21 protein-coding genes are annotated in these 24,766 nt (G+C 60.3%); 16 read left to right on the top strand and 5 right to left on the bottom strand.

Going from position 1 to position 24,766, the window contains the following annotated elements; all coding sequences use genetic code 11:
* Window positions 1–108 precede the first annotated feature (108 nt).
* The 5 genes from OIS50_RS10100 to OIS50_RS10080 all read left to right on the top strand — a co-directional run bounded on the left by OIS50_RS10100 (window position 109) and on the right by OIS50_RS10080 (window position 5,311).
* Window positions 109–1,062: an ABC transporter ATP-binding protein gene (locus tag OIS50_RS10100; RefSeq protein WP_264690515.1), complete on the top strand. Its 954-nt coding sequence runs from the start codon at window positions 109–111 to the stop codon at window positions 1,060–1,062.
* Between the two features lie 129 nt (window positions 1,063–1,191).
* On the top strand, window positions 1,192–2,553 hold the full coding sequence (locus OIS50_RS10095) for an ABC transporter permease (RefSeq protein WP_264690514.1): 1,362 nt from the start codon (window positions 1,192–1,194) through the stop codon (window positions 2,551–2,553).
* A gap of 97 nt (window positions 2,554–2,650) precedes the next feature.
* Entirely contained in the window at window positions 2,651–3,121 is a 471-nt protein-coding gene (locus OIS50_RS10090) for a hypothetical protein (RefSeq protein WP_264690513.1), read from the top strand.
* A 60-nt stretch (window positions 3,122–3,181) separates the two neighbouring features.
* Window positions 3,182–4,051, top strand: a complete 870-nt coding sequence (locus OIS50_RS10085) for a ChaN family lipoprotein (RefSeq protein WP_264690512.1) — start codon at window positions 3,182–3,184, stop codon at window positions 4,049–4,051.
* Window positions 4,052–4,675: 624 nt separating this feature from the next.
* The gene (locus OIS50_RS10080) at window positions 4,676–5,311 is read left to right on the top strand and encodes a hypothetical protein (RefSeq protein ID WP_264690511.1); all 636 of its coding nucleotides are present in this window, start codon (window positions 4,676–4,678) and stop codon (window positions 5,309–5,311) included.
* 62 nt (window positions 5,312–5,373) lie between these two features.
* Here the strand turns inward: OIS50_RS10080 and OIS50_RS10075 are convergent, their stop codons facing one another.
* Complete coding sequence (locus OIS50_RS10075; protein ID WP_264690510.1) at window positions 5,374–5,730, bottom strand: HesB/IscA family protein; 357 nt, start codon at window positions 5,728–5,730, stop codon at window positions 5,374–5,376.
* A 221-nt stretch (window positions 5,731–5,951) separates the two neighbouring features.
* Between OIS50_RS10075 and OIS50_RS10070 the strand changes: the two genes are divergently transcribed.
* Window positions 5,952–6,485 (top strand): DUF7935 family protein, encoded by a 534-nt coding sequence (locus OIS50_RS10070; RefSeq protein ID WP_264690509.1) that lies wholly within the window; start codon window positions 5,952–5,954, stop codon window positions 6,483–6,485.
* Window positions 6,486–6,637: 152 nt separating this feature from the next.
* On the opposite strand, the gene bshA is transcribed toward OIS50_RS10070, so the two are convergent.
* Entirely contained in the window at window positions 6,638–7,774 is a 1,137-nt protein-coding gene (bshA, locus tag OIS50_RS10065) for an N-acetyl-alpha-D-glucosaminyl L-malate synthase BshA (protein ID WP_264690508.1), read from the bottom strand.
* A 224-nt stretch (window positions 7,775–7,998) separates the two neighbouring features.
* Window positions 7,999–10,977 carry a glycoside hydrolase family 3 N-terminal domain-containing protein gene (locus OIS50_RS10060; RefSeq protein WP_264690507.1) on the bottom strand — a complete coding sequence of 993 codons (2,979 nt, stop codon included), beginning with the start codon at window positions 10,975–10,977 and terminating at the stop codon, window positions 7,999–8,001.
* A gap of 404 nt (window positions 10,978–11,381) precedes the next feature.
* On the opposite strand from OIS50_RS10060, the gene mutL reads away from it, so the two are divergent.
* From mutL to OIS50_RS10045, 3 genes are all read left to right on the top strand, one after another.
* A complete protein-coding gene (gene mutL, locus OIS50_RS10055) occupies window positions 11,382–13,403 on the top strand; it encodes a DNA mismatch repair endonuclease MutL (protein WP_264690506.1) in 2,022 nt (673 codons plus the stop codon).
* 221 nt (window positions 13,404–13,624) lie between these two features.
* On the top strand, window positions 13,625–14,413 hold the full coding sequence (locus OIS50_RS10050; RefSeq protein WP_264690505.1) for a rhomboid family intramembrane serine protease: 789 nt from the start codon (window positions 13,625–13,627) through the stop codon (window positions 14,411–14,413).
* Window positions 14,414–14,427: 14 nt separating this feature from the next.
* Window positions 14,428–15,318: a rhomboid family intramembrane serine protease gene (locus OIS50_RS10045; protein WP_264690504.1), complete on the top strand. Its 891-nt coding sequence runs from the start codon at window positions 14,428–14,430 to the stop codon at window positions 15,316–15,318.
* Window positions 15,319–15,579: 261 nt separating this feature from the next.
* Here the strand turns inward: OIS50_RS10045 and mdh are convergent, their stop codons facing one another.
* Complete coding sequence (mdh, locus tag OIS50_RS10040; protein ID WP_264690503.1) at window positions 15,580–16,524, bottom strand: malate dehydrogenase; 945 nt, start codon at window positions 16,522–16,524, stop codon at window positions 15,580–15,582.
* 226 nt (window positions 16,525–16,750) lie between these two features.
* On the bottom strand, window positions 16,751–18,085 hold the full coding sequence (gene tilS, locus OIS50_RS10035) for a tRNA lysidine(34) synthetase TilS (protein WP_264690502.1): 1,335 nt from the start codon (window positions 18,083–18,085) through the stop codon (window positions 16,751–16,753).
* Between the two features lie 125 nt (window positions 18,086–18,210).
* On the opposite strand from tilS, the gene OIS50_RS10030 reads away from it, so the two are divergent.
* From OIS50_RS10030 to porD, 7 genes are all read left to right on the top strand, one after another.
* Entirely contained in the window at window positions 18,211–19,173 is a 963-nt protein-coding gene (locus OIS50_RS10030) for a glycerophosphodiester phosphodiesterase (RefSeq protein WP_264690501.1), read from the top strand.
* A gap of 26 nt (window positions 19,174–19,199) precedes the next feature.
* Entirely contained in the window at window positions 19,200–20,978 is a 1,779-nt protein-coding gene (locus OIS50_RS10025; RefSeq protein ID WP_264690500.1) for an OstA-like protein, read from the top strand.
* A 101-nt stretch (window positions 20,979–21,079) separates the two neighbouring features.
* Window positions 21,080–21,928 (top strand): outer membrane protein assembly factor BamD, encoded by an 849-nt coding sequence (locus tag OIS50_RS10020; protein WP_264690499.1) that lies wholly within the window; start codon window positions 21,080–21,082, stop codon window positions 21,926–21,928.
* Window positions 21,929–21,981: 53 nt separating this feature from the next.
* Entirely contained in the window at window positions 21,982–22,323 is a 342-nt protein-coding gene (locus OIS50_RS10015) for a DNA-directed RNA polymerase subunit omega (protein WP_059067678.1), read from the top strand.
* A gap of 22 nt (window positions 22,324–22,345) precedes the next feature.
* Complete coding sequence (locus OIS50_RS20535; RefSeq protein WP_319805288.1) at window positions 22,346–22,888, top strand: flavoprotein; 543 nt, start codon at window positions 22,346–22,348, stop codon at window positions 22,886–22,888.
* Window positions 22,885–23,616: a phosphopantothenoylcysteine decarboxylase gene (locus OIS50_RS20530; RefSeq protein ID WP_319805287.1), complete on the top strand. Its 732-nt coding sequence runs from the start codon at window positions 22,885–22,887 to the stop codon at window positions 23,614–23,616. Before OIS50_RS20535 ends, OIS50_RS20530 begins: the two co-directional genes overlap by 4 nt.
* The gene (gene porD / locus OIS50_RS10005) at window positions 23,606–24,538 is read left to right on the top strand and encodes a type IX secretion system protein PorD (protein ID WP_264690498.1); all 933 of its coding nucleotides are present in this window, start codon (window positions 23,606–23,608) and stop codon (window positions 24,536–24,538) included. Before OIS50_RS20530 ends, porD begins: the two co-directional genes overlap by 11 nt.
* Window positions 24,539–24,766: the final 228 nt, after the last annotated feature.

The following is a 24,766-nucleotide window of genomic DNA, read 5'->3' as shown; positions in this document are numbered from 1 at the left end:
GCTGCTTGGTCGGGCCAAAACCACCGTTCAGGCAAGATTTCGGGCCGGCGCGTGCCGCCGTGCGTTCGAAGTCTCTACCTTGCTGTCCACAACCATTTCTCAACGGCCGTGAAACCAATTTTACAGGCGATTGACGTACGCAAGCAGTACGCCAACCACACCGCCCTCGATGGCGTGAGTCTCGAGGTGCCTGAAGGCTCCATTTTTGGCCTGCTCGGCCCCAACGGCGCCGGCAAAACCTCGCTCATCCGCATCATTACCCAAATTACGGGCCCCGACGGTGGCGAAATCCGGTTTCGGGGCGAGCGGCTGAACCCCGCCCACATCGGCCAGATTGGCTACCTGCCCGAGGAGCGCGGCCTCTACAAAAAGATGAAAGTAGGGGAGCAGCTGATGTACCTCGCGCAGCTGAAAGGCTTATCGAAGGCCGAGGCCAACCAGAAAATCCGGTACTGGCTCGATCGGTTCGACATCAAAACCTGGGCCGGCAAAAACGTAGAGGACCTCTCGAAGGGCATGCAGCAGAAGGTGCAGTTTGTGGCCACCGTGGTGCACGACCCCGCCCTGCTCATTCTCGACGAGCCGTTCTCGGGTTTCGACCCCATCAACGCCAACCTGCTGAAGGACGAAATCCTGGCCTTGCGCGAGCAGGGTACCACCATCATCTTCTCCACGCACCGCATGGAGTCGGTGGAGGAGCTCTGCGACCACATTGCCCTGATTAACCGCTCGCAGAAAGTGCTGGATGGGCAAGTGCGCGACGTGCGCAACGCCTACCGCACCCAAACCTACGAGGTGGAGGGCCGCGGCCAGCTGATGGTGGTGCACCCCGATTTTGAAGTGGTGGAGCAGAAGAAGCGCGAAAACGACCATTTCTACGCCCGCATCCGCATTTTGCACGACCTCACGCCCAACGATTTGCTGCGCTACCTCATCGGGGCCGGCGGGGTGGAGGTGCACGCTTTCCGCGAGCGTATCCCGAGCATCAACGAAATCTTTATCCGGCGCGTGCGCGAAACCCAGCCCGATTACGTGCCCGAAACCGACTCGGTAACGGCGTAAGGCAGGCTGCCTTTTGCGGCTGTGCCTAGGTGCTGCAAAGCCTTCGAACACCTAGGGGCCCGCCCAAGTGCTTGTGCTTGCTGCCCTACACGGCAGGCGCTATTCTTCTCTCAAAACATCAACACAATCATGTCTAAAATCTGGCTTATCGCGCAGCGCGAGTACCTCACTCGGGTGCGCAAAAAAAGCTTTATCATCATGTCGCTTATCGGGCCGCTGCTTACGGTGGCCTTGTTTGCGGTGCCGGTGCTCATCGCGAAAATGTCGGACAGCGGCAAGGTGGTAGCCATTGCCGATGCCGGCGGGTTGTTTGCCGATAAGCTGCCCGAAAGCAAGGACGACATCAGCTTCACGCGCGTATCGCCCGATTTGGCCACGGCCAAGCAGGAGTTTCAGAAAGCCAAGTACGACGCCCTGCTGTACGTACCGAAAATGGACATCGGCAACCCCGATGGGTTTCAGGTGTTTTCGCGGAAGGGCCTGAGCCTAACCCTCGAAAACGACATTCGGCGGGCTGCCAACAAAGCCATCGAAAACCGCCGGCTGCAGCAAGCCGGCATCGACCGCTCGGTGCTCGATAACCTCAAGGCCGACATCGATCTGCAAACCGTGAGCCTGAGTGATGAAGGCGAAAAGAGCTCCAGCACGGGCATCAGCACGGGCGTGGCGTACTTTTTCGGCTTCCTGATCTACATCTTCATTTTCCTCTACGGCGTGCAGATTATGCGCGGCGTGATGGAGGAAAAAACCAACCGCATTGTGGAGGTGGTAATTTCCTCCGTGAAGCCCTTCCAGCTGATGATGGGCAAGGTGCTGGGCATTGCCGGCGTGGGCTTTACGCAGCTGGCGTTGTGGGTGCTGCTTTCCATGGGCATCAGCACAGCAGCTTCTGCCTTCGTCAGCCCCGATAAGGCCGTGGCTAGCCAGGCCGCCAGCGTTTCGGGCACTACTGCCGATGTTGACGCTACAGCCATTGCCCGCAAGGATACGCCTGCCGACGAGGCCGCGAAAAAGGAGAACTTCTCGGCAAAAGCCTTTCAGGCCCTGGACAACGCCGACCTGAACATGCCCTTGCTGCTGGGCTGCTTCCTGTTCTACTTCCTGGGCGGGTACCTGTTCTACGGCGCCCTGTTCGGGGCCATCGGCTCGGCCGTGGACAGCGAAACCGACACCCAGCAGTTTATGATGCCCGTGACGATGCCGCTGGTACTCACGTTTGTGGTGTCGCAGGCCATCCTGACAACCAACCCCAACGGCTCGGTGGCGTTCTGGATGTCGATGATTCCGTTTACCTCGCCCATTGCCATGATGATGCGCCTGCCCTTCGGCGGCGTGCCGGCCTGGCAAATTGCCATGTCGATGGCGCTGCTGATTGCCGGTTTTATGGGCACCATCTGGCTGGCGGGCCGCATCTACCGCGTGGGTATTCTGATGTACGGCAAAAAAGTAACCTACGGCGAGCTGTCGAAGTGGCTCTTCTACAAAGGCTAGCCGCTTGCTTGCTCCCTTGATAACCGAAGCCCTTCCTGACCTAGGAAGGGCTTCGGTGCTTTACGGCCGAGGTAGTTTCTAATCGTTACTTTGGGGCATGAAACAACTGCTGCGCGCGCCCTTGCTGGTGTTGCTGGTGCTGGCTTTGCTGGCAAGCTGCGACGATGATCCGCTGAAGGACAAGGTAAAATACACCGTTGCGCTGCGGGTTACCGGCCAGAACCTCGCCGGCCTGGGCGCCGAAATGCACTACACCTCGGTACGAAACACCACCACCAACCCCCAGCCCGGCCCCAGCGGCCACTACACCTACGCCGTGCGGGCCGATAGCACGTACAACCTGGGCGAGTTTGGCTGGTACGACCACCTGGATGCCGCCATTGCCCTGCGCAACGTAAGCTGCAGCAGCGCGCTCCAGCCCGCTGCCAACAGTTGGCTGAAACTGGAAATGCTGGTAAACGGCCGCGTGGTAGATCGGGTGGAGTTGAACAGTGCCTCGCGCAATACCGTAACCTGTGCGCCCTATTGGCTTATTGGCATGGGTGCCGAAGGCGACGATTGGGACTAACACACAGGCAGCGTCGGGCTGCTCGCTACTATGATTCGAGTTTTGCTTGCTGCTCTGTTTATGCTCGCTACGGCAACGGCTTCTGCAACCGGCTCCGGCCCCGACAACACCGACGACCGGCCCGCCTACCGCCTCTTCACGGCCGATGGCAAGCCGGTATCATTCGGCCGGATGACCAAGGAGCTGGCTGGGGCCGATGTGGTGCTGTTCGGCGAGCAGCACAACGACCCCATGGCGCACTGGCTGGAGCTGCAGGTGGCCAAGGAGCTGGCGCAGCGCAAAGCGGGGCAGCTGGTCCTAGGTCTGGAAATGTTCGAGCGCGACGTGCAGCCCCTGGTGGAGCAGTACAACGTGGGCGAGCTGGACGACAAAGCGTTTGAGGAGCAAAGCCGCCCCTGGCCCAATTACCCCACCGACTACAAGCCCCTGCTGCTACTGGCCAGGCAACAGAAGCTGCGCGTGGTGGGCACCAACGTGCCCCGCCGCTTCGCGCAGCAAGTAGCCAAGGGCAGCCTCACGGCCCTCGATGCCCTAGGTGCCGACGAGAAAAAGTGGGTGGCGCCCTTGCCCATCAAGGTCGATTACAACCTGCCCGGCTACCAGAATATGTTTAAGATGTTCGGCGGCGACGCGGCCCACGCAGCCGGCGTGCAAAACATTGTGCAGGCCCAGGCCCTCAAAGACGCCACCATGGCGCACTTCATCCGCCAAAGCCGCCAGCCCGGCCAATTGCTGCTGCACCTAAACGGCGCGTACCACTCCGATAACCACGACGGCATTGTGTGGTACCTGCGCCAGGCCGAGCCTCAGCTACGCATTCTTACCATCAGCACCGTAACGCAGGAGCAACTCGGCAAGCTTGATAAGGAGCACCTGAAAAAAGCAGACTATGTGCTGGTGGTGCCGGCCGATATGACGAAGACGTATTGAACTAACCTAGGGATGAAGCCGGGCATCCGGCTCGGTCAGTGCCTGCGCCACGCGCTGGTACGCATTAGTTTACGCATGTCGGGCTTCAACAGCCACCGCATCCACAACCCATTGTCACGTGAAAAATTGCACAAGTAACATTGCCTGCTTGCTAACAGCGATTACCCTGGCTGGCTGTAACAGATGTGATGATGTAGACCCCCCGAACAGTTCGCTGGCCTTCTTGCTAGTGTCGCCGACAAGTCAAAACCTGATTGGGCGCTCTACTTCCCAATACCACCCCGACTCGATTAGAATAAGCTACCAGGGCGTAGCGGCTGACTTCACCGTGTATAACGAGTCTGTTGCAGGACCCGGCAGCGTGGTAGAACTGCGCCCCGTGGGATTCGATGGCAAATCTGACGCCCGATTGTTCATTCGTCTAAATCGTATGGATACCGACACGCTCGACATCACTTACACCATTAAAGAAAGCAAGTGCTTCGACGTCTTTCGGTACAACAGCGTATTCTACAATGGGCTACGGATGGGGCAAGACGGTAATGGGTTTTATCGGCTCATTAAGCGGTAATAGATAGGGTATAATTGTTCTTCTCAGCACATAAACGCTATTACGCTGTACATATGATTTCAACCCGCAACTACGCCGCCCTGCCCGACGCCCCAACCCTGCAACGCCTCTGCAAATCGTTGGCGGTGCTCGATGCCATCAACTCGCAGGAGTGGGAATACCGCTACCACACCTACGACCCCGCCTGGGGCCTGGGCGAGGAGCTGTTTGAAATGAACGACGGCGAGGGCGACCAGATGCTGGTGCTGTTCCGCAAGGAGGGTTGCTGCATCAACGGCTACCTGGAGGGCTACGACCAAGCCGATAAACAGCAGCTGACGCGCGGGCTGCCCGAAGCGTTCGAGGAGTTTATGTTTGGCGAGCCCGTCAGCTCCATCGGCACCACGTTTTGCTTGTGGTACACGCCCGAAACGGGTTGGCAAACCGGCCCGCCCACCCACGGCGAAGACGGTTCGGAGGAGCTGCTGTACATCTTCGATGGCAAGCCCGAAACCTATGCCGAGTGGGCCAACGGGTATTTCATCGAGGAAACTGACCGCCAGCCGTTGGCCCTAGGTGCCGTGGCGCACATCTACCGCGGGGAGGTACTTACCAAGGAGGTGGTGCGCGGCATCATTGCCGAGCTGGAGGATTGGCCCCAACTCGAAGCCGACCTGCAGGAAATCGGCTACCCTTACGATTTCAGCTAAAACCACAAGCCCCGGCAACTGCGCAGTTGCCGGGGCTTGTGGCTTGAAAACGACCTAGGGGCTTACGCCGAGAACGACGAGCCGCAGCCGCAGGTGCTTTTGGCCTGGGGGTTGCTGAAGGTGAAGCCGCGGGCGTTCAGGCCATCCTGGAAGTCGACTTCCATGCCCAACACGTACATTGCGTGCTTTTTATCCATGATCAGCTTTACGCCGTCCACGTCGAAGGTTTCGTCCTGGTCCTTGGCTTTGTCGAAGCCGAGCAGGTAGCTCAGGCCCGAGCAGCCGCCGCCCTGCACGCCTACGCGCAGGCCGTACTCGGCCGGGACGTTCTTCTCGCGGAGAATGTTTTTCACCTCTTCCAGTGCGCGCGATGTGAGCGTGATGGGAGCGGTTTTGGTGGAAGCCGTGGCAGTTGCCATAGTCAGAAGTTGTTGCGTAGAATCTTCGGTTGGGGAGGGCCTGCCGCCCTGGGCTACAAAGATACAGCCCAAGTGCCATAAGCCGTAACGATACCGTAACAGCGGCCGTAGGCGGCAGGTTCACCGTACTATATTTGCCGGCCCTAGGTGCGTTGGCGCCGTTTTTAGGGCATCAGCTATTACCCTCCACTGTGCCGCCAGCGCGGCGTGTTTCTTTCCGCATGGATACTGCCCTCATCATCGACCTGCTCAAGATTACCTTGCCCGCGCTCATCGTGGCCGGCACGGTGTACTTCCTGCTGCAGCAATACCTCGAAAAAGACCAGCAGCGCCGCCTCATTGCCTTGCGCTTCGAGAATGCCAAAACCGTGCTGCCCATCCGGCTGCAAGCTTACGAGCGCATAACGCTGCTGCTCGAGCGCATCACGCCCAACAACCTGCTGGTGCGCCTGAGCTCGGCCGGCCAAACCGCCACCGAGTACCACCGCCTGCTGGTGCAGGAAATCCGGGCTGAGTACGAGCACAACCTCTCGCAGCAGCTCTACATGAGCCCCGAAGCCTGGGCGCAGGTGCGGCAGGCCAAGGAAAACGTGCTTACCATGATTAACAAGGCCTACCAAACCCTGCCCAACCAGCAGCAGGCCCGCGGCACCGAGCTGGCCAAGCGCGTGCTCGAAACCCTGATTGCCGACGAAACCGACCCCACCACCCCGGCGCTAAACGCCGTTAAGCGCGAAGCCGCAGGGTTGTTTTAGGTTCCTTAAAAAGCTGTCATCCTTCATCTGTCGTCCGCAAAGCGAAGGACCTTATCGCGCAAGAACAAGACGGTGTTACGTCAGTTGTTCAGCCGCGATAAGGTCCTTCGCTTTGCGGACGACAGATGAAGGATGACCTGAAAAGAGCCATTTTACACCCCAGCCAGCACCGCGTCGATGGCGCGCTGGTAGCAGGCTTCGTAGCGGGGCACAATCTTCTCCACGGCAAACTCTTCGGCGTGGGTGCGGGCGGCGGCCTTAAATCGGGGTAGGTTATCGTCGTGGAGCACGTAGAGGGCGTTTTGTACCATGTCGGGCACGTCGCCGATGTTGCTGACCATGCCGGTGAGGCCGTGCACGTTCAGCTCCGGAATGCCGCCGGCGTTGGTGCTAATAACGGGCACTTCGCAGGCCATGGCCTCCAGGGCCGCCAGGCCAAAGCTTTCTTTCTCGGAAGGCATCAGGAACAGGTCGGAGATGCTCAGTACCTCTTCCACGGCTTCCATCTTGCCCAGGAAACGCACATCCTGGCAATGGCCCAGCTCGCGGCACAGCTTCTCGATGCGCGGGCGGTCGGGGCCGTCGCCCACCAGCAGCAGCTTCACGGGCATTTGCTCGCGCACCCCGGCAAAAATCCGCACCACGTCGTCGACGCGCTTCACGGAGCGGAAGTTGGAGGTGTGGATCAGCAGCTTTTCGCCCTCGGGCGCAATAGCCGCCCGAAAGTGCTCCTTGCGCTGTTTCTTGAAGCGCTCCAGGTTGATGAAGTTCGGGATAACCTCAATGTCTTTCTCCACCGCAAAGTAGCGGTAGGTTTCGTCCTTCAAATCAGCCGAAACCGACGTAACGGCATCGGACTGGTTGATGCTGAACGTAACCACCGGCTCGTACGAGGCATCTTTGCCCACCAGGGTAATATCGGTGCCGTGGAGCGTGGTAATTACCGGAATCTGAATGCCCTTGGTGCGCAGAATTTGCTTGGCCATGTACGCCGCCGAGGCGTGCGGAATAGCGTAGTGCACGTGCAGTACATCCAGTTTCTCGTTCTGCACGATGTCGACCATTTTGCTGGCCAGCGCCAGCTCGTAGGGCGGAAACTGAAACAGCGGGTACGGCGGAATGAAAACCTCGTGGTAAAACAGGTTTTCGTTGAAGAAATCGAGCCGAACGGGTTGGCTGTAGGTGATGAAGTGCACACGGTGGCCCTTCAGCGCCAGGGCTTTGCCCAACTCGGTGGCCACTACACCCGAGCCGCCGAAAGTAGGGTAACAGACAATGCCAATATTCATAGTGTGGGTGTGCAGCAGGGGCAGAAGGAGGAGGGGTTTGGCTGCCTAACAGCGCAAGCAGCGGCAAGTTGGAAAAACCCGCAGAATTATACGCGCCGACCTAGGCCGCAGCAGGTGTTAGAAGTGGGTTACGCCAAAAAAGAACGCGCCGTCCTGGTCAGGGACGACGCGCCGGTCAAGGGGTTGCTTGTTCCACACCACATAGAAATACGCTTCCCCTCTAATCAACTTTTGCCCTTGTCGGCGTCCGTCAGGATAGACTTGTAGATAACGTCGTGAATGCGCGTCCGGATGTTGTACTGGCGCAGCTTGTTGTTGCCGGCATCGGGGTACACCCGGTTCGACAAGAAAATATACATAATCTTGTTTTCCGGGTCCATCCACACGCAGGTGCCCGTGAAGCCGGTATGGCCGAAGGTGCTGGCCGGCGACAGGTTACTCGTAGGCCCTTCGGGCTTGGTGGGGTCGCCATGGTCCCAACCCAAGCCGCGGCGGTTAGCGGTGCTGGCCGAGCGGGCAAACTCCGCCACCACCGGCGTGTTGAAGAACCGGCGCCCGCCGTAGCGGCCATTCTGCAGGTTCATTTGCATCAGAATAGCCAGGTCGTTGGCGTTCGAAAACAACCCCGCGTGGCCGGCCACGCCACCCATGAGCGCCGCGGCCTGGTCGTGCACGGTGCCTTGCAACTGGGTGTGGCGGTAGTAGTTATCGTTTTCGGTAGGCGCAATGCACGACTTCGGAAACCGCTGCAGCGGGTTGTAAGTCATGGTGTTCAGGCCTAGTGGCGCGTAGAAAGTGCGCTGCAGAAACGCCTCGATGGGCTGGTTCAATACTTTTTCGGCCAGGCGCTTCAGAATGATGAAGCTCAGATCGGAGTACTCGGTGGGGTACACGCCGCCTTTGCCTTTCGGCAGCATGGAGCTGCGCTTGATCCACGTCCACACCGAGTCTTCGGCCGAGCGGGCCACGTAAGTGCCCGGAATCACCTCGCGGGCAAAGTCATCGGTGCGGGTGCTGGCATAAAAGGTGGGCTTCAGGCTGCCGGTGCGCGTAACGGTACGCTCCCAGGTGGGGATGCCCGCCTTCAGGCCGGCCTGGTGCAGCAGCACCTGCCGCACCGTCATGTCCTTCTTGTTGGTGCCTTTCAGGTCGGGGAGGTAATCCGATACTTTGCTGTCGAGGTTCAGCTTGCCCTCGTCTTTCAGCCACATGATGCTCTGCAGGGTACCGGCTACTTTCGAGATGGAGGCCAGATCGTACAGCGTCTCGTTGGTTACGGGCTGGCTCTTGTCGTAGGTGCAGTAGCCAAAGCTCTTGTCGTACACCACGGCGCCGTCTTTGGCTACCAGTACCTGGCAGCCGGGCGTGGCGGCGTAAGCAATGGCCTCGGTAGCTATGTTGTCGATTTGGGCCAGCACGCGCGAATCGAGGCCGACGGCTTCGGGCGTGGCGTAGCGCAAGCGGCGGAAATCGGCGGTGGGCAGCCCGGTGCCGGCCAGCATTTTTTCGGATACCGTAACGGGCAGGTTGCCTTTGGCCGGCAGCGCCCCGAACAGAATTTGCGGTACCACCGACTGCGACGTGAAGTTGTCTTCGTAGCCGCATACCAGGGTACGGGCATCTTCCACGTGCTTCAGGGCATACGCATTGCCCATTAGCACTACCACGGTTTTCAGGTTCTTGTTTTCTTGCAGCTTCTTCACGAACCGGAGGGCTCCGTCACCTAGGCCGTAGTTGTGGGCCGGGGTGTTGTTCATGTTATGAAAGCTAACCACCACCGTGTTGTAGGGGCTCAGCTTCGGCAGCAGGTTCTCAAAAGTCGAATCGGGGGCGTAGCGGTTCGGGATGGCGTAGGTGGCGCAGGGCATGTAGCGCTGCATCGTTTTGCCGAACTGGTTGCCGTTGGGCGCGCCAATGGTGATGGAGGCTACGCGGAGCGAATCGAGGTTGGTGAAGGGCAGCAGGTCGTCTTCGTTTTTCACCACGGTGGTGGCGTGCTCGTAGATGCTTTGCTGCACCACCCGGCTGAGCGGGCGGTTCAGGTTATTCATCAGATTGGGCACGTCGACCACAGGCTTGCGGTTGAGGCCAGCCCAAAACTTGGCGCGCAGCACTTTGCGTACGCGGTAGTCGATTTCTTCCTGCGAAATCTTGTTGGCCGCTACCAGGCCTTTAATCTTCTGGATGGCCATGGGCACATCCTCCGAAAACAGCAGTACATCGTTGCCAGCCAGCAAAGCCAGCGCATCCAGCTCGCCGGGCTTGTAGAGGTCGGCCACGCTCTTCATGTTAAGCGCATCGGTGAAAACCAAGCCTTTGTAGCCCATTTTCTCCTTCAGTAGCCCCGTAACGAGGTTGCGCGAAAGGGTAGTGGTTTGCGTACGTACCGTGTCGAAGAGGGGCATGTACAAATGGGCCACCATCACGCCCATTACGCCGGCCTCGAACGACTTCTGGAAAGGGTAGAGGTCGACGTTGGACAGGCGCACCATATCGGTGTTGATAACCGGCAGGGCCAGGTGCGAGTCCACGTCGGTGTCGCCGTGGCCGGGGAAGTGCTTGGCAACGGCCATTACGCCGTGGTCCTGCAAACCGCGGATGTAGGCCGTGCCTAACTTGGCTACCTGCTCTTTGTTTTCGCCGAAGGAGCGGTTGCCGATTACCGGGTTATTGGGGTTCGAGTTGACATCGACCACCGGCGAAAAGCTCACGTGCACACCTAGGGTGCGCATTTTCAGGGCAATTTCGCGGCCCATCTGGTACACGAACCGGTCGTCGTCCATGGCGCCGAGCGTCATTTGCTTGGCGAAGTGCATGGAGGAATCGAGGCGCATGTTCAGGCCCCACTCCGCATCCATGGCAATAAGCAGGGGGGTGCGGGCGGCAGTCTGGTAACGGTTGGTAAGCTGGGCCTGCCGGCGCGGGCCGCCCTGCAAAAACATGAGGCCGCCGATGTTGTACTCGCGCACCAAAAACTCCGTGTAGGTGGTGTGCTTCTTATCCTTGTTGGAGTAAGCAGCCACCATAAACAGCTGGCCCAGGCGCTGATCGGGCGTGAGCGAGGAAAAGACCGAATCGACCCACTGTTGCTCGGCTACGGAGCGGGGCTCTGCGCCCTTGTCGTGGGGGGCAGAGGACGACACGATCAGACCCGTAACGGCCAACAGCAGCAGTACCAATCCGATCCGAAATTCCTTGCCCATTGGCCTCTGTGTCGTGTCGCGTAAATGAAATGGCTAAGTCGGCCGCCTGCATCTGCGCCCTTCTGCGGAGGCCGGAACCTACGGGGAAGGGCGCCAAACAAACGGAGCGGAAATAACCGGCCGAAGCCCGTAAGACGATGGCCGACCAACTTACGAGCAAGCCCGCAAGCAAAAGCTGGCCACAAACTTACGCATTATTTCCCGTGGCGGATGAGTGCTAATTTGGGACCAATTACAGCCGGAACCAGCAAGCCGTTCATTTTCAGGAAATGTTACGACGCGGCTACGGGTAAAATCCCATGCTGAGTCCGGCTGACTCAGACCGGTGGCGCAAGCCGTCGGGCGGTGACGTACCTTTGCCCTTCATCAGAACAAACGCAACCCCCGTTGAGGTTCGTATTGCTATGTCCGATATCATTCAACTGCTGCCCGAATACCTAGCTAACCAGATTGCCGCCGGCGAGGTAGTGCAGCGCCCGGCTTCGGTGGTGAAAGAGCTACTGGAAAACGCCGTGGATGCCGGCGCTACCCAAATTCAGCTGATCGTGAAGGAGGCCGGCAAGCAGCTGGTGCAGGTAGTAGATAACGGCTCGGGCATGTCGGCTACGGATGCGCGCATGAGCCTGGAGCGGCACGCCACCAGTAAGATTCGTACGACGGAGGACCTGTTTCGGATTCGTACCCTCGGGTTTCGGGGCGAGGCGCTGGCCTCGATTGCGGCCGTGGCCCAGGTCGAAATCAAGTCGAAGCTGCGGGCGCAGGAAACCGGCACCCAGCTGCTGGTAGAAGGCTCGCAGGTGGCCAATCAGCAGCCCACGGCGTGCCCCGATGGCACCAGCATTGCCGTAAAAAACCTGTTTTACAACGTGCCGGCGCGCCGCAACTTTCTGAAGAGCAATGCGGTGGAAATGCGCCACATTCTCGACGAGTTTCAGCACGTGGCGCTGTCGAAGTCAAACATCAGCTTTTCGCTGTACCAGAACGACCTGGAGGTGTTTAACCTGCCGGCCGGCAAGCTCAGCCAGCGCGTGGTGTCGTTGCTTGGCAACAGCTACAAGGAGCAGCTGGCGCTGGTAGAGGAGGTTACGCCGTTTATTTCGGTGAAAGGCTACATCGGCAAGCCCGAATCGGCCAAAAAAAGCCGCGGCGACCAGTTTTTCTTCGTGAACGGGCGCTTTATCCGCTCGGCCTACCTGAACCACGCGGTGCTGGCCGCCTACGAGGGCCTGCTGCCCAAGGAGACGCACCCGTTTTACGTGCTGTTTCTGGAGCTCGACCCCAAGACCATCGACATCAACGTGCACCCCACCAAAACGGAAATCAAGTTCGAGGACGAGAAAACCGTGTACGCCATTGTGCGCGCCGCCGTAAAGCAGGCCCTAGGTCTGCACAACATGGCCCCGTCGTTGGACTTCGAGAGCAACGTGAACTTTGCGCCGCTGGCGGGCCTGCGCACGGGCTCGATATCAGACTTTGCCGACCCTGATGATAACGCGCACCACAACCTAGGGAACGAAGGCGGGGCTTTGGCCGCGGCCATGGCCGCCGCTGCCGCTCCCGCCCGACCCACGCGCGAGGCCACGCGCTGGACCGATGAAAAACCCCTGACGCCGCGCCCCACCGAGCAAGCCCGCAAAGCGCTGGAAGACTTTTATAAAACCCTGAGCCAGCCCGGCGCCCTCGATGACATTGAGGCCGAGGCGCCCGACGCCAAACCCGAGCCGTTGCCCGCCATTCCGGTGTTGCCGCCGGTGCCCACCGCGCCGGCTGCCGCAGCCCCAGCCTCGCCCGAGTTGCCGCTTACGCACGGCCCCAGCACCGGCGCCGCCGAGGGCGGTGCCGCAGCGCCGGGCGCGTTGCCCAGCCGCCGCGTGGTGCAGGTGCAGCAATACGTGCTGGTGCCCGTGAAATCGGGGCTGATGATGATTGACCACATTGCGGCCCGCGAGCGGATTTTGTACGAGCAGTACCAGCAGCAGATTGCCGAGGAGAGCAGCGCCTCGCAAACCCTGCTGTTTCCGCGCACGGTGGCTTTTTCGCCCAGCGACTTTGCCGTGCTGCGCGAGGTAACCACCGAGCTGCACGACCTAGGGTTCCGCTTCTCGGAGTTTGGGCCCAACACCATTGTGGTAGAAGGCCTGCCCGCGGATGTGCCCAGCCGCGCCAACGAAAAGGAGTTGCTCGAAGGCTTGCTGGAACAGTTTCGGATGCCGGGCGTGCGCGCCCGCCTCGACCGCCGCGAGCAACTGGCCCGCAGCCTCGCGCGCCGCGTAGCCGCCGCGGCCGCCGCCCGCCTGAGCGAGGTGGAAATGACGGCCCTCATCGACCGGCTGTTTGCCTGCCAAACCCCCGGCTACACGCCCGATGGCCAGCGCACCCTCGTGATGCTGGAGTTCGATCAGCTCCAGGCCTTTTTCCGGAGCTAAGCCCTAGGTGCTTTGCGGCAGGGGCGCGGTTAGGGGCACGGGCCCACCGGGGCGCTAAACTGGGCAGTTGGCCCGCTGGTTATACCTTCGTGCCGGGCGGTGCCCTGGCCGGGGTACCGCTACGCTTGCCCGTTTTGCGTAAGCAAGCGTAGCGTGGGCCGCAGCGGAAGATACCTTCCGGCGGCCTGCCAAGTCACTATCAGCCTTAATCTGCTCTGCGTATGCTCAATGTCACCCCCATGGTGCGCAACCTGCTCCTCATCAACATAGGGCTGTTGCTACTCGAAAGCATGGGTGCGCTTGGGGTGGTGCCGCGTTTGCTGGCCCTCTATCCCTGGACCTCCGAACTGTTTCAGCCGTTTCAGCACGTCACGTACATGTTCATGCACGCGGGCTGGGGCCACCTGCTATCCAACATGTTCGGCCTGTTTTCCTTCGGGCCGATGCTGGAAATGCGCTGGGGGCCGCAGCGGTTTCTGGCTTTCTGGCTGATCTGCGGGATAGGGGCAGGGGTGCTGTACTCGGGCATTCGGGAGTACGAGATAGGGCAAATGCGCGACGCGCGCAACGCCTTCGTAGAGTCGCCAAGCGCCGTAGAGTTCAGCGACTTTTTCCGCGACTACTACCCGCAGGCCCAAGGCTACGAGATGGTAGCCCGCGACATTCAGCTAAACCCCGGCAACCAAAGCAACATCAAGAGCGCAATCGAGAGCGTCGACACGATTTACGAGCGCGCCCTCAACGGCCCGATGGTGGGCGCTTCGGGGGCGCTTTTCGGCATTCTGCTGGCTTTTGCCTATCTTTTCCCCAATACGGAGCTGATGCTCCTGTTCTTCCCGTTCCCCATCAAGGCCAAGTATTTCGTGGCGTTGTACGGGCTGTACGAGCTCTACGCGGGCGTGGAGCGCAACCCCGGCGACAACGTGGCCCACTTCGCCCACCTGGGCGGAATGTTGTTCGGCTTCCTGCTGTTGAAATACTGGGAACGGCACCACTCGCGCTTCTACTAACCCACCCCCTTGCCATGAGCATCTTCGCCGATATTCAGCAAACCTTTACCCGCCGCGACAACGCGCTGAATCAGCTGTTGGTCATCAACGTGCTGGTGTTTGCGGTGCTGGTGGTGATGCGCGCGGTGCTGCACCTGAGCAGCGTGGGCGACGCCTACGACGTGGTGCTGCGCCAGCTGGCCATGCCCTCCGATTTGCCCAGCCTCGTGCGGCACCCCTGGACGGTGCTCACCTACGCCTTCACCCACGACGGCTTTTTCCACATCCTTTTCAACATGCTGAACCTGTACTGGTTTGGCATGCTGGTGCGCGAGTACCTCGGCGACCGGCGCCTCGTGAGCCTCTACATTCTGGGTGCCTTGGTGGGGGCGTTGTTTTTTGTGCTGAGCTACAACCTGCTGCCCGTGCTGCGCCCCGGTTTGGGCGTGCCCATGCTTGGGGCTTCGGGCGCCGTAACGGCCGTGATTGTAGCGGCCGCCACGCTTTTGCCCGATTACACCTTCAACTTGCTGCTCATCGGGCCGGTACGCATCAAGTACATAGCCGCGGCGGTGGTGCTGATTTCGATTGCCGGCATCAACGGCACCAACCCCGGCGGACAGATAGCCCACCTGGGCGGCGCGGTGTTGGGCTTCATCTACATCAACCAGCTGCAGCGCGGCCGCGACCTGGGCCGCCCGGTTATTGCCGTCGGCGAATGGATTAACGGCCTGTTGCACGGGCGCCCGCGCTTGCGCGTAACGCACCGCAGTGCGCCGGCCACCGCCGCAGGTGCCAAACGCGGCGGCCTGGCCCAGCCGCCCCAGGAAGAAATCGATCTGATACTCGATAAGATTTCGCGCTCCGGCTACGAGAGCCTTTCCAAGGAAGAAAAGCAGAAGCTGTTTCGGGCTAGCCAGCAGTAGCCACGGGCAGCCCCCAACGCAGCGGCCCCGCCTAGGTACCTAGGCGGGGCCGCTGCGTTTTTGTCATTGCGAGCGAAGCGCGGAATCAGGGGAGTATTGCTCTTTTCGAAATCATCATGAGCCCCGATTCTGGCACTGCTGACTCAGGCGCATCAGATGGCTGATTTCCCCGGATTCCGCGCTTCGCTCGGAATGACAGAAAACAAACGAGCCGCTGCACCCGAAGGCGCAGCGGCTCGCAAGCTTGGCCGTTAGGCCAGGTTACGCGTTGGCGGGCTGGCCCATTTTGTCCAGCGCGTCCATTACTTCTTTCACGTGGCCACGCGAGGTTTCAAGCAACGCTTTCTCCTCGTCGTTCAGCTGCAGCTCGATGATGCGCTCGATGCCGTTTTTGCCCAGGATTACCGGTGCACCCAGGTACACGCCGTCGATGCCGTATTCGCCTTTCAGCTCTACGCACACCGGGAACACGCGGCGCTGGTCGCGCACGATGGCCTCCACCATTTGCGCAGCGGCAGCACCCGGAGCGTACCAGGCCGAAGTACCCATCAGCTTCACCAGCTCGCCACCGCCTACGGCAGTGCGCTGCACAATGGCGTCGAGCTTGTCTTTCTCGATCAGCTCGGTAACCGGAATGCCGCCCACGGTGGTGTAGCGGGGCAGGGGCACCATGGTGTCGCCGTGGCCACCCATCAGTACTGCCTGAATGTCTTTGGGGCTCACGTTCAGGGCCTCGGCCAGGAATGCGCGGTAGCGGGCCGTATCGAGGATGCCGGCCATGCCGAACACCTTCATGCGGTCGAGGCCCGAGGTGAGGTGCGCCTGGTAGGTCATCACGTCGAGCGGGTTCGATACGACGATGATGATGGCGTTGGGCGAGTACTTTACTACTTGCTCCGTTACCGACTTCACGATGCCGGCGTTAACGGAAATAAGGTCGTCGCGGCTCATGCCGGGCTTGCGGGGCAGGCCCGAGGTAATTACCACCACGTCCGAATCGGCGGTGCGGCTGTAATCGTTGGTTACGCCGATGGTGCGCGAGTCGTAACCGATGATGGGAGCCTTCTGCCAAATGTCGAGGGCCTTGCCTTCGGCAATACCTTCTTTGATGTCGACGAGAACAATTTCGTTGGCGATTTCGCGGGTGGCGAGTACATCGGCGCAGGTAGCGCCCACGTTACCTGCCCCTACAACGGTTACTTTCATGGGGTACGGAATGGGAATTGAAAGATGGGGTTACGCGCTTGCAATGTAGAAAGAGTGCGGCGAAGTAGCGGTAACGAGGCGCATTTTCCATGTGCTGCGCTGTAGCGCGGACTTTGGCTACGCCTTCCTGCGGTTGTAGTCCGCGTCCTCGGATAGTATTCTCCTCGTAGAGCCTAGGTCAACGATTAGAAGTTACTATCCGAGGACGCGGACTACAAAGTCCGCGCTACTTCCGTTGCAAGCGCACTTCCAGCACCCGCTGCGTCTCCTCGGTAATCTTAAACCGATCATCGGGCCGGTGGCCCACCACCCAGGCTACCTTGCCATCGGGCGTAACCAGCAGCGGCACCTGCGGCTTCAGGTTCAGGGGTACTTTTTCGTCGATGAGGAAGTCGCTGAGCTTCTTCTTGCCTTTCAGGCCGATGGGCATAAACCAGTCGCCCTCGCGCCACTTGCGCAGCGTGAGCGGAAACTTCAGCTTGTCGGCATCGAAGGCGGCCACCTCGCGCGACCTAGGGATTTTGTAGCCCTCGGCGGGGCGCTCCGTTACCGTCAGGCGCAGGCCTTCGGCCACCAGCTCGGTTTGGCCCTGCTGCAGCTGAAAAGTGCCAAAGCCGCCTAGGTTTTTGGGCGTGATGACGAGCTGGTCGCGGTCTTTGACGAGCAAGTGCGTGGGCGACTCGAACTGCCGCCCCGAGGTAGCCCGAAACGAGGCCACAATATCCTTGACTACCAGCCACGAGAAATGAAAGGGCCGCAGCATTTCCTGCAGCACCACGGCGGTGGCGGGCGTGGCTTGCAGCACGCCTATGTTAAGGTACACGGCCTCGTTCTCGTCGCGGCGGGCCTGCTGAGTGGCCTGCTCCACCATGTGCTGCACCAGCTGCTCGGCGCCCTGCACGCGCTCGGCGGTGTGCTGCAGGGTTTCGTCGAGGTTGGGGTTTAGCTCGCGTAGGGTGGGCAGCACCTCGTGGCGCAGCTTGTTGCGCTGGTAGGCGGTGCTTTCGTTCGAGGAGTCTTCGCGCCACACCAGGCGGCGATCCACCACGTAGTCGAACATATCCTCTTTGCCGATGCCCAGCAGGGGGCGCACCACGTTGCCTTGCCGGGCAGGTATGCCGTGCAAACCGCGCAAACCCGTGCCGTGCGTAAGGTTCAGCAGCATGGTTTCGGCCGCGTCGCGGCGGTGGTGGGCGGTGGCAATGTAGCCGAGCTGCTGGGTGCGGCGCACCTGCTCGAACCACTGGTAGCGCAGCACGCGGGCCGCCATTTGGGTTGACAGGCCTTCTTGCGCGGCAAAACCCTTCGTGTCGAAGAACTCGGCGAAGTAAGGCGCCTCGTACTTCTTGGCCAGCTTGCGCACAAACTCTTCGTCGGCATCGGCCTCCTCGCCGCGCAGGCCGAAGTGGCAATGCGCCACCGCCACGCCCACGCCCAGGCGGTGCAGCACATCGAGCAGCACCACCGAGTCCATGCCGCCGCTCACGGCTACCAGCAGCTGATCGGTTTCGGGGTTGAAGAGGTTGTTTTCGGCAATGAACTCACGAACGCGGTCGAGCATACAGGCACAGTACTAGGAGAGGGGGCAAAGGTAGCGCCTGCCCGCCCCGCCGCGAAACCGCCTAGGTGGCTAAACCTAAGTTGCTGCCATTCAGTAGAGAGAGGAGTAAGTATAGCCATTGCTCTATGCTCAAATCTTACGCTGCTGTTGTCACCGCGCGCCGCGCCGCCTGGCTGATTTGCGTATTTGGCGTTGGGCTGGTAGCCTGCAGCCGCCACGCGGGCAGTGCTACCAGTAGTGCTAATCGCGCGCCGGTGCAGGTAATCGGGCACGCGGGCTCGGGTTTCTTCACGCCCATCAACCCTTTTAATCCACTGCCGCCCAGTAGCCTGGCCGGCGTAGCCGAGGCCCTAGGTGCCGGCGCCGATGGGGTGGAGGTGGACGTGCAGCTCAGCCGGGACAGTATACCCGTGCTCTACCACGATGCCGAGCTGCAAAGCATGACCACCGGCCAAGGTTGCGTAAGCCAGCACCCTGCCGCCGCGCTGCAGCAGCTGCGCTACCGCGGCGGGCCGCCCTACGATTGGTTTCAGCAGGAGCGCGTGGCCACGCTCGAGCAGCTGCTGCAGGAACTGAGCAAGCGGCCAACGTTTCCGTACCTGCACCTCGATCTGCACGAAAACGACGCCTGCCAACCCCGGCAGCCCTACGCCCGCTCGCCCCAGTTGGTGCGCGCCCTAGGTCGGCTGCTGCGGCAATACCAAGTGCCAGCCGAGCGGGTGCTAATTGTAACCGAGCACGTGCCCTCGCTTCGGCAGTTTAAAACCCAGCTGCCCGATGTGGCCCTAGGTCTGGAAATTACCGATGCATTTAATGAGCGGCTGCCAGTAGCGGCCGTGGAAGGGGTGCAGGCCGTGGTGCTGCCCAAGCGCCTGGCCACGCCCGAACACATGGCGCAGGCGCGCTCGGCGGGCCTGCAGGTGGTGCTTTTTGGCGGGCGTTCGGGCAAATCAATCAGGCGGTTGCTGGCCCTGCAGCCCGATGCCATTGAGGTGGATAACGTGCCACAAATGCTGAAGCAATTGGGACGAAATCGGGCTATGCGTAGCAATACGGCAAATGCACCAAACCTGACGAGTGTGCGTTAGGGCTGTGGTTCTGTACTTTTGCGCCGATGCGCCTTCGTTTCTTTTTATTCTGCTTTTTGTTGCTGCTGACCACGCCGCTAGCGTGGGCCCAGCGCCGCCCTGCCCAAACGGCCCCGCCGCAAAAAGGCCAGCGCATCGAGCTGCTGCCCGGCGCGGGCGAGCTGGTGGGCGGCGTGTTCAACGGCCGGCAAATCCGGAAGCTGATCGGCAACGTGAGTTTCCGGCAGGGCGACACGTATCTGTACTGCGACTCGGCCTACCAGTACGCCGACCGCAACGCCATTGAGGCCTTCAGCAACGTGCGCGTAGTGCAAAACGACACGGTTACCATCACCGGCGACCGGGGCTTTTACGACGGGGACGCCCGCTTGGCCCGCATGACGGGCAATGTAACCCTGCGCGACCCGCGCATTACGCTTACTACGCCCGCTCTCGATTACGACCTCAACCGCCGCATCGCCTTTTACCGCGACGGCGGCCACATCGTCGACCCCGAAAACACGCTCGATTCGCAGCGCGGCTACTACAACACCGAAACGCAGGTGTTCAGCTTCCGGGGCAACGTGCGCCTGCAAAGCCGCGACTACACCATCACCAACGATACGCTGCAGTTCAACACCCAAACCAAGGTGGCGTACTTCTTCGGGCCGACGCGCATTACGGGGCAGCAGGGCAACCTCTACGCCGAAAAGGGCACATACAACACCCGCACGCGGGTATCGGACTTCCAGCGCAACGCCAAGATTGAAACGCCGAACTACCTCCTGGGTGGCGACCAGCTGATTTACGACGAGGCCCGGCAATACGGCGTGGCCCGCGGCAACGTGTCGATGACGGCCAAAAAGGATAACGTGGTAATTCGCGGCGACGTGGGCCGCTACTGGCGCGCCCTAGGTCGGGCCAAGGTGTCGGGCTCACCGGTGATGCGCAGCATTGCCGACCGCGACACGCTGTACCTCGCCGCCGATACGCTGATGAGCGTGGAGCGCCGCGCCGCCAACGACCCCGGCATTATTTACGCTTACCGGCGCGTGAAGATTTACCGCGGCGAGCTGCAGGGCCGCTGCGACTCGCTTACCTACAACCGCCGCGACTCGGTGATTTACCTGAACACCAAGCCGGTGCTCTGGAACCAGAAAAACCAGCTCACGGCCGACTCGATGGAAATTCGGCTGCGGCGGCAGAAAATCGACCAGATGCGCCTGTACGCCAACTCGTTTATCGTGGGCCAGGATACCTTGCTGAACTTCAATCAGGTGAAAGGCCGCAACATGGTGGCGCACTTCAGCAACAGCAAGCTGCGCAAGGTTGATGTGCTGGGCAACGCCGAAAGCCTGTACTACGCCCTCGAAAACGACACCGCCACCACCGGCCTCAACAAAGCCGTGTCGGCCAACATGGCCCTGCGCTTTGCCGAAAACAAGCTGCAAACCATCACCTTCCTCACCAACCCCGACGCCAGCTTTATTCCGCCGCACGAGCTGAAAGAGGAGGATAAGCAGCTGAAAGGGTTTCAGTGGCTGATTGCGCAAAAGCCCACCCGCCGCGCCGTGTTGGGCAAGCACTTTGCGCCGGCCGCCAAGCCCAAAGGCAAGCCAGCCAAAAAGGTAGCCACCAGGAAATCGGCCGCTAAGGGCAAGGCCCCGGCCAAACCTGCAGCTAAGCCGGCTACTAAAGCAGCGGCTCCTAAACCGGCGGCCAAGCCTGCCAAGGCCGCACCGGCCACCAAAACCACGGCTCCGGCGGCCAAAGCAGCTCCTACACAAAAGCCCGCTACCTTGGGCAGCACCAAACCCAAACGTTAAGTGTTAGGCCCAGCAGCAGCGCAACCTTTGCGGCGGTGCTGGGCTCCTGTGGCTGAGCGGCTTTTGCGTTGGGCCGCCAAACCCTTACCTTTGTCCCCCTTATGTCCGTATTCCGCCTTCGCGTCGTCGCCCTGCTGATGAGCACCTTGCTGCTCGGTGCCTGCAGCTCTTACCAGAAGCTGCTGAAAAGCACCGACGTAAACAAGAAGTACACGGCGGCCATCGACTACTACGAGAAAAAGCAAGACTACTACAAGGCCGGTGCCTTGCTGGAGCCGCTGATTCCGTTGCTGAAGGGGCGCCCCGAGGCCGAGAAGGCCGAGTTCTACTTCGCCAACATCAACTACCGGCAGCGCAACTACACGCTAAGCGCGTACTACTTCGATCAGTTTGCGGCCACGTACCCCGCCTCACCGTTTGCCGAGGAGGCCGAATTCATGCACGCCAAGTCGCTGTTCAAGGATTCGCCCGAGTTCGAGCTCGACCAAACCAACACCTTCGCCGCGATTGAGTCCATTCAGGAGTTCCTGAACCGCCGGCCCGAAAGCAAGTTCCGCCCCGAGGCCGAAGGCATGTCAAACGAGCTGCAGAAGAAGCTGGATGTGAAGGCTTTCGAATCGGCCAAGCTGTACTATTCGCTGCGCTACTACCAATCGGCCGTAGTGGCCCTGAACGGTTTTCAGCAGCAATACCCTTCGTCGCCCTACGGCGAGCAGGTGGCTTATCTCAAGTTCGTGTCGCAGTACGAGCTGGCCCGCGAAAGCGTGGAAAACAAGCAGCGCGAGCGTTTTACCGAAGCTATTGCGTATTATCAGGCCTTTGTTGATGCCTTCCCGCAGAGCAAAAACCTGAAAGACGCGGAGCAGCTCTACGACGCCGCGCAGAAATTTTTGAAAGAAAACCAGCCGGCCAGCGAAGGAGCAACCGCCACCACGCCCAAGGCTCAGTAACCAAACCGCCGCGTTTGGCATATTTGTCCAGATTCCTCAACCATCACTTGGTTATGAAAGTACCTAGCAACGTTCCTGCTTCCATCGTTACCCGCAACCTGTCGGACTTCGTGAACGAAACCGGCAACGTGTACGAGTCGATTGCCATCATCTCGAAGCGCGCCAACCAGATTTCGGTGAAGCTCAAGGAGGAGCTGAACGGCAAGCTGGCCGAATTTGCAACTACCGTCGACAACCTCGAGGAGGTGTTTGAAAACCGCGAGCAAATCGAGATTTCGAAGCACTACGAGCGTCTGCCCAAGCCCACCAACCTCGCCATCGAGGAGTTCCTGGAAGGCAAAGTAACCTTCCGGATGCCCGAGCCGGAGGAGCCCACGGCCGAGAAAGCCGAGTAGTTTTAGTTTAGCCTAAGCCGCGATGCTGGCAGGTCGCCGCATATTGCTGGGCGTGAGTGGCAGCATCGCCGCTTACAAATCGGCCGCTTTGGTGCGGCTGCTGATAAAAGCCGAAGCCGAGGTGCAGGTAATCCTGACGCCCTCGGCTTCGGCTTTTGTTACGCCCATTACCCTGGCCACGCTCTCGAAGCGCCCGGTGCTGCAAGGGTTCATCAAAGACGAAGCCTCCGGCGTGTGGCACAACCACGTCGACCTAGGGCTGTGGGCCGATTTGCTGCTGATTGCCCCTGCCAGCGCCAACACCCTAGGTGCTTTGGCCAACGGCTTGTGCCCCAACCTGCTCACGGCCGTTTACCTCTCGGCCCGCTGCCCCACCATGGTGGCCCCGGCCATGGACCTCGATATGTACCAGCACCCGGCCACGCAGCGCAACCTCGAGCGCCTGCGCCAGGACGGCGTGCGCGTGCTCGACTCGCCCGCCGGCGAGCTGGCCAGCGGCCTCAGCGGCCCCGGCCGCATGCAGGAGCCGGAGGAAATTGTGAGAATTCTGAATGCTGAATTATGAATTCTGAATTAGCCAGCGACGTAACCAACTCAATTCAGAATTCAGCATTCAGAATTCAGAATTCGCCCCGCCGCGTACTGCTCACCGCTGGCCCAACGTACGAGCCCATCGACCCGGTGCGGTTTATCGGCAACCACTCCACTGGCAAAATGGGCTATGCCTTGGCGCAGGAGTTTGCTGATGCGGGGTTTGCGGTTACGTTGGTGAGCGGACCTACCAGCCTGAGCATCGAGCACCCGGCCGTGCAGGTGGTGCGGGTGCAAACCGCGCAGGAGATGTACGAAGCCGCGGCCGCCGTAGCGCAGCAGGCCGATATCTGGGTGTTTGCCGCCGCAGTGGCCGATTACCGGCCCGGCACCGTGGCTACGGAAAAGATCAAGAAGCGCGACGACGGCTCCAACGAAACGCTGGTGCTGGAGCTGGTAAAGAACATCGACATTGCCGCCACGCTGGGCCAAACCAAGCGGCCCGAACAATTTTCGGTGGGTTTTGCGTTGGAGACCCAGGACGAACTGCGCCACGCCCAGGATAAGCTGCGGCGCAAGAACTTCGACCTCGTGGTACTGAACTCGCTGCGCGATGCCGGCGCGGGTTTCCGCCACGATACCAACAAAATTACCCTCGTGGATGCCCACGGCGCCACGGCTTTCGAGCTAAAGCCCAAAGCCGCCGTAGCCCACGATATTGTTTCTGCCATTGTTGCCCGCCTTCAGCCCCATGTTGCGTAACGGTATTTTCTTCTGCCTAGGTTTGTTGCTGATGCTGCTGGCCGGCACCCGCCCGGCCGCAGCCCAGGAGCTGCTGGCTGAGGTAGAGGTAACGGCCCAAAACGTGGCCATAACCGATCCGCAGCTGATCAATCGGATGCAGAAGGAAATAGCCGACTTCCTGAATAACCGCCGCTGGACCAACGACGTGTACAAGCCGGAAGAGCGTATCCGGTGCCGCCTTTTCATCGGCATCAACGCCATCCCGCAGAACGGCACTTACCAAGTTACGGCGCGCATCCTGAGCACGCGCCCCGTGTACGGCACCGCCTACGAAACCAACCTGATGAGCTACGCCGAGTCGTGGCGGTTTACTTACCTGCCCGGCCAGCCGCTCGATTTTTCGGAGAACTCCTACGTCAACAACCTGTCGTCGATTCTGGGCTTCTATGCCTACATGATCATCGGCATGGACCAGGACAGCTTCTCGCCCCTAGGTGGCTCGCGCTACTTCGACCGCGCCCGCAACATCCTGCAGGTAGCGGCCGGCCAAAGCGCCGACGGCGACGATGGTTGGAAAGACAACGGCAAGCGCGACCAGCGCAGCCGCTATTGGCTGCTCAACGGCATGCAGGATCCGCAGCTCGAGGCCCTGCGCTCGGCCGTGTACGCCTACTACCGCCAGGGCCTCGATATCTTCATTCAGAAGCCCGACGACGCCCGCACCAGCATCTTCACGGCGTTGCAGGGCATTCAGCAGGCCAACCAGCGGCGGCCGGGCTCCACGCTAATCCGCTCGTTTTTCGAAACCAAGGCCGATGAAATTGCCAACATCTACCGCAGCAGCCAGTCGGCCGATCAGAAGCAGGGCGTAGTGGCGTTGCTGCAGGAAGTAGACCCCACCAACTCGGCCAAGTACCAGGCCATTTTGCAGCAGCGCTGACGCCCGACCTAGGCAGCTGAGCGACCATACATTAGCAGCGGCAAACCAACAAGGTTTGCCGCTGCTAATTTTTTTATCTGCGCCTGATTGCTTGGAAAGGCGATTTTTGTTATTATTTGCTAAATAGGTTAGAGGTTATGCTTGCGGATGGGCTAAACGTTTTAGTAAGTTTGTAAGTATCCACTTGGCCGCCGCACGCCTAGGTGGTGTTTGTCAATAACTATTTAC

Origin of the sequence: Hymenobacter sp. YIM 151858-1, from assembly GCF_025979705.1 — a bacterium.
Taxonomy (GTDB): Bacteria; Bacteroidota; Bacteroidia; order Cytophagales; family Hymenobacteraceae; genus Solirubrum.
This window is presented reverse-complemented; position numbering and strand designations above follow the sequence as displayed.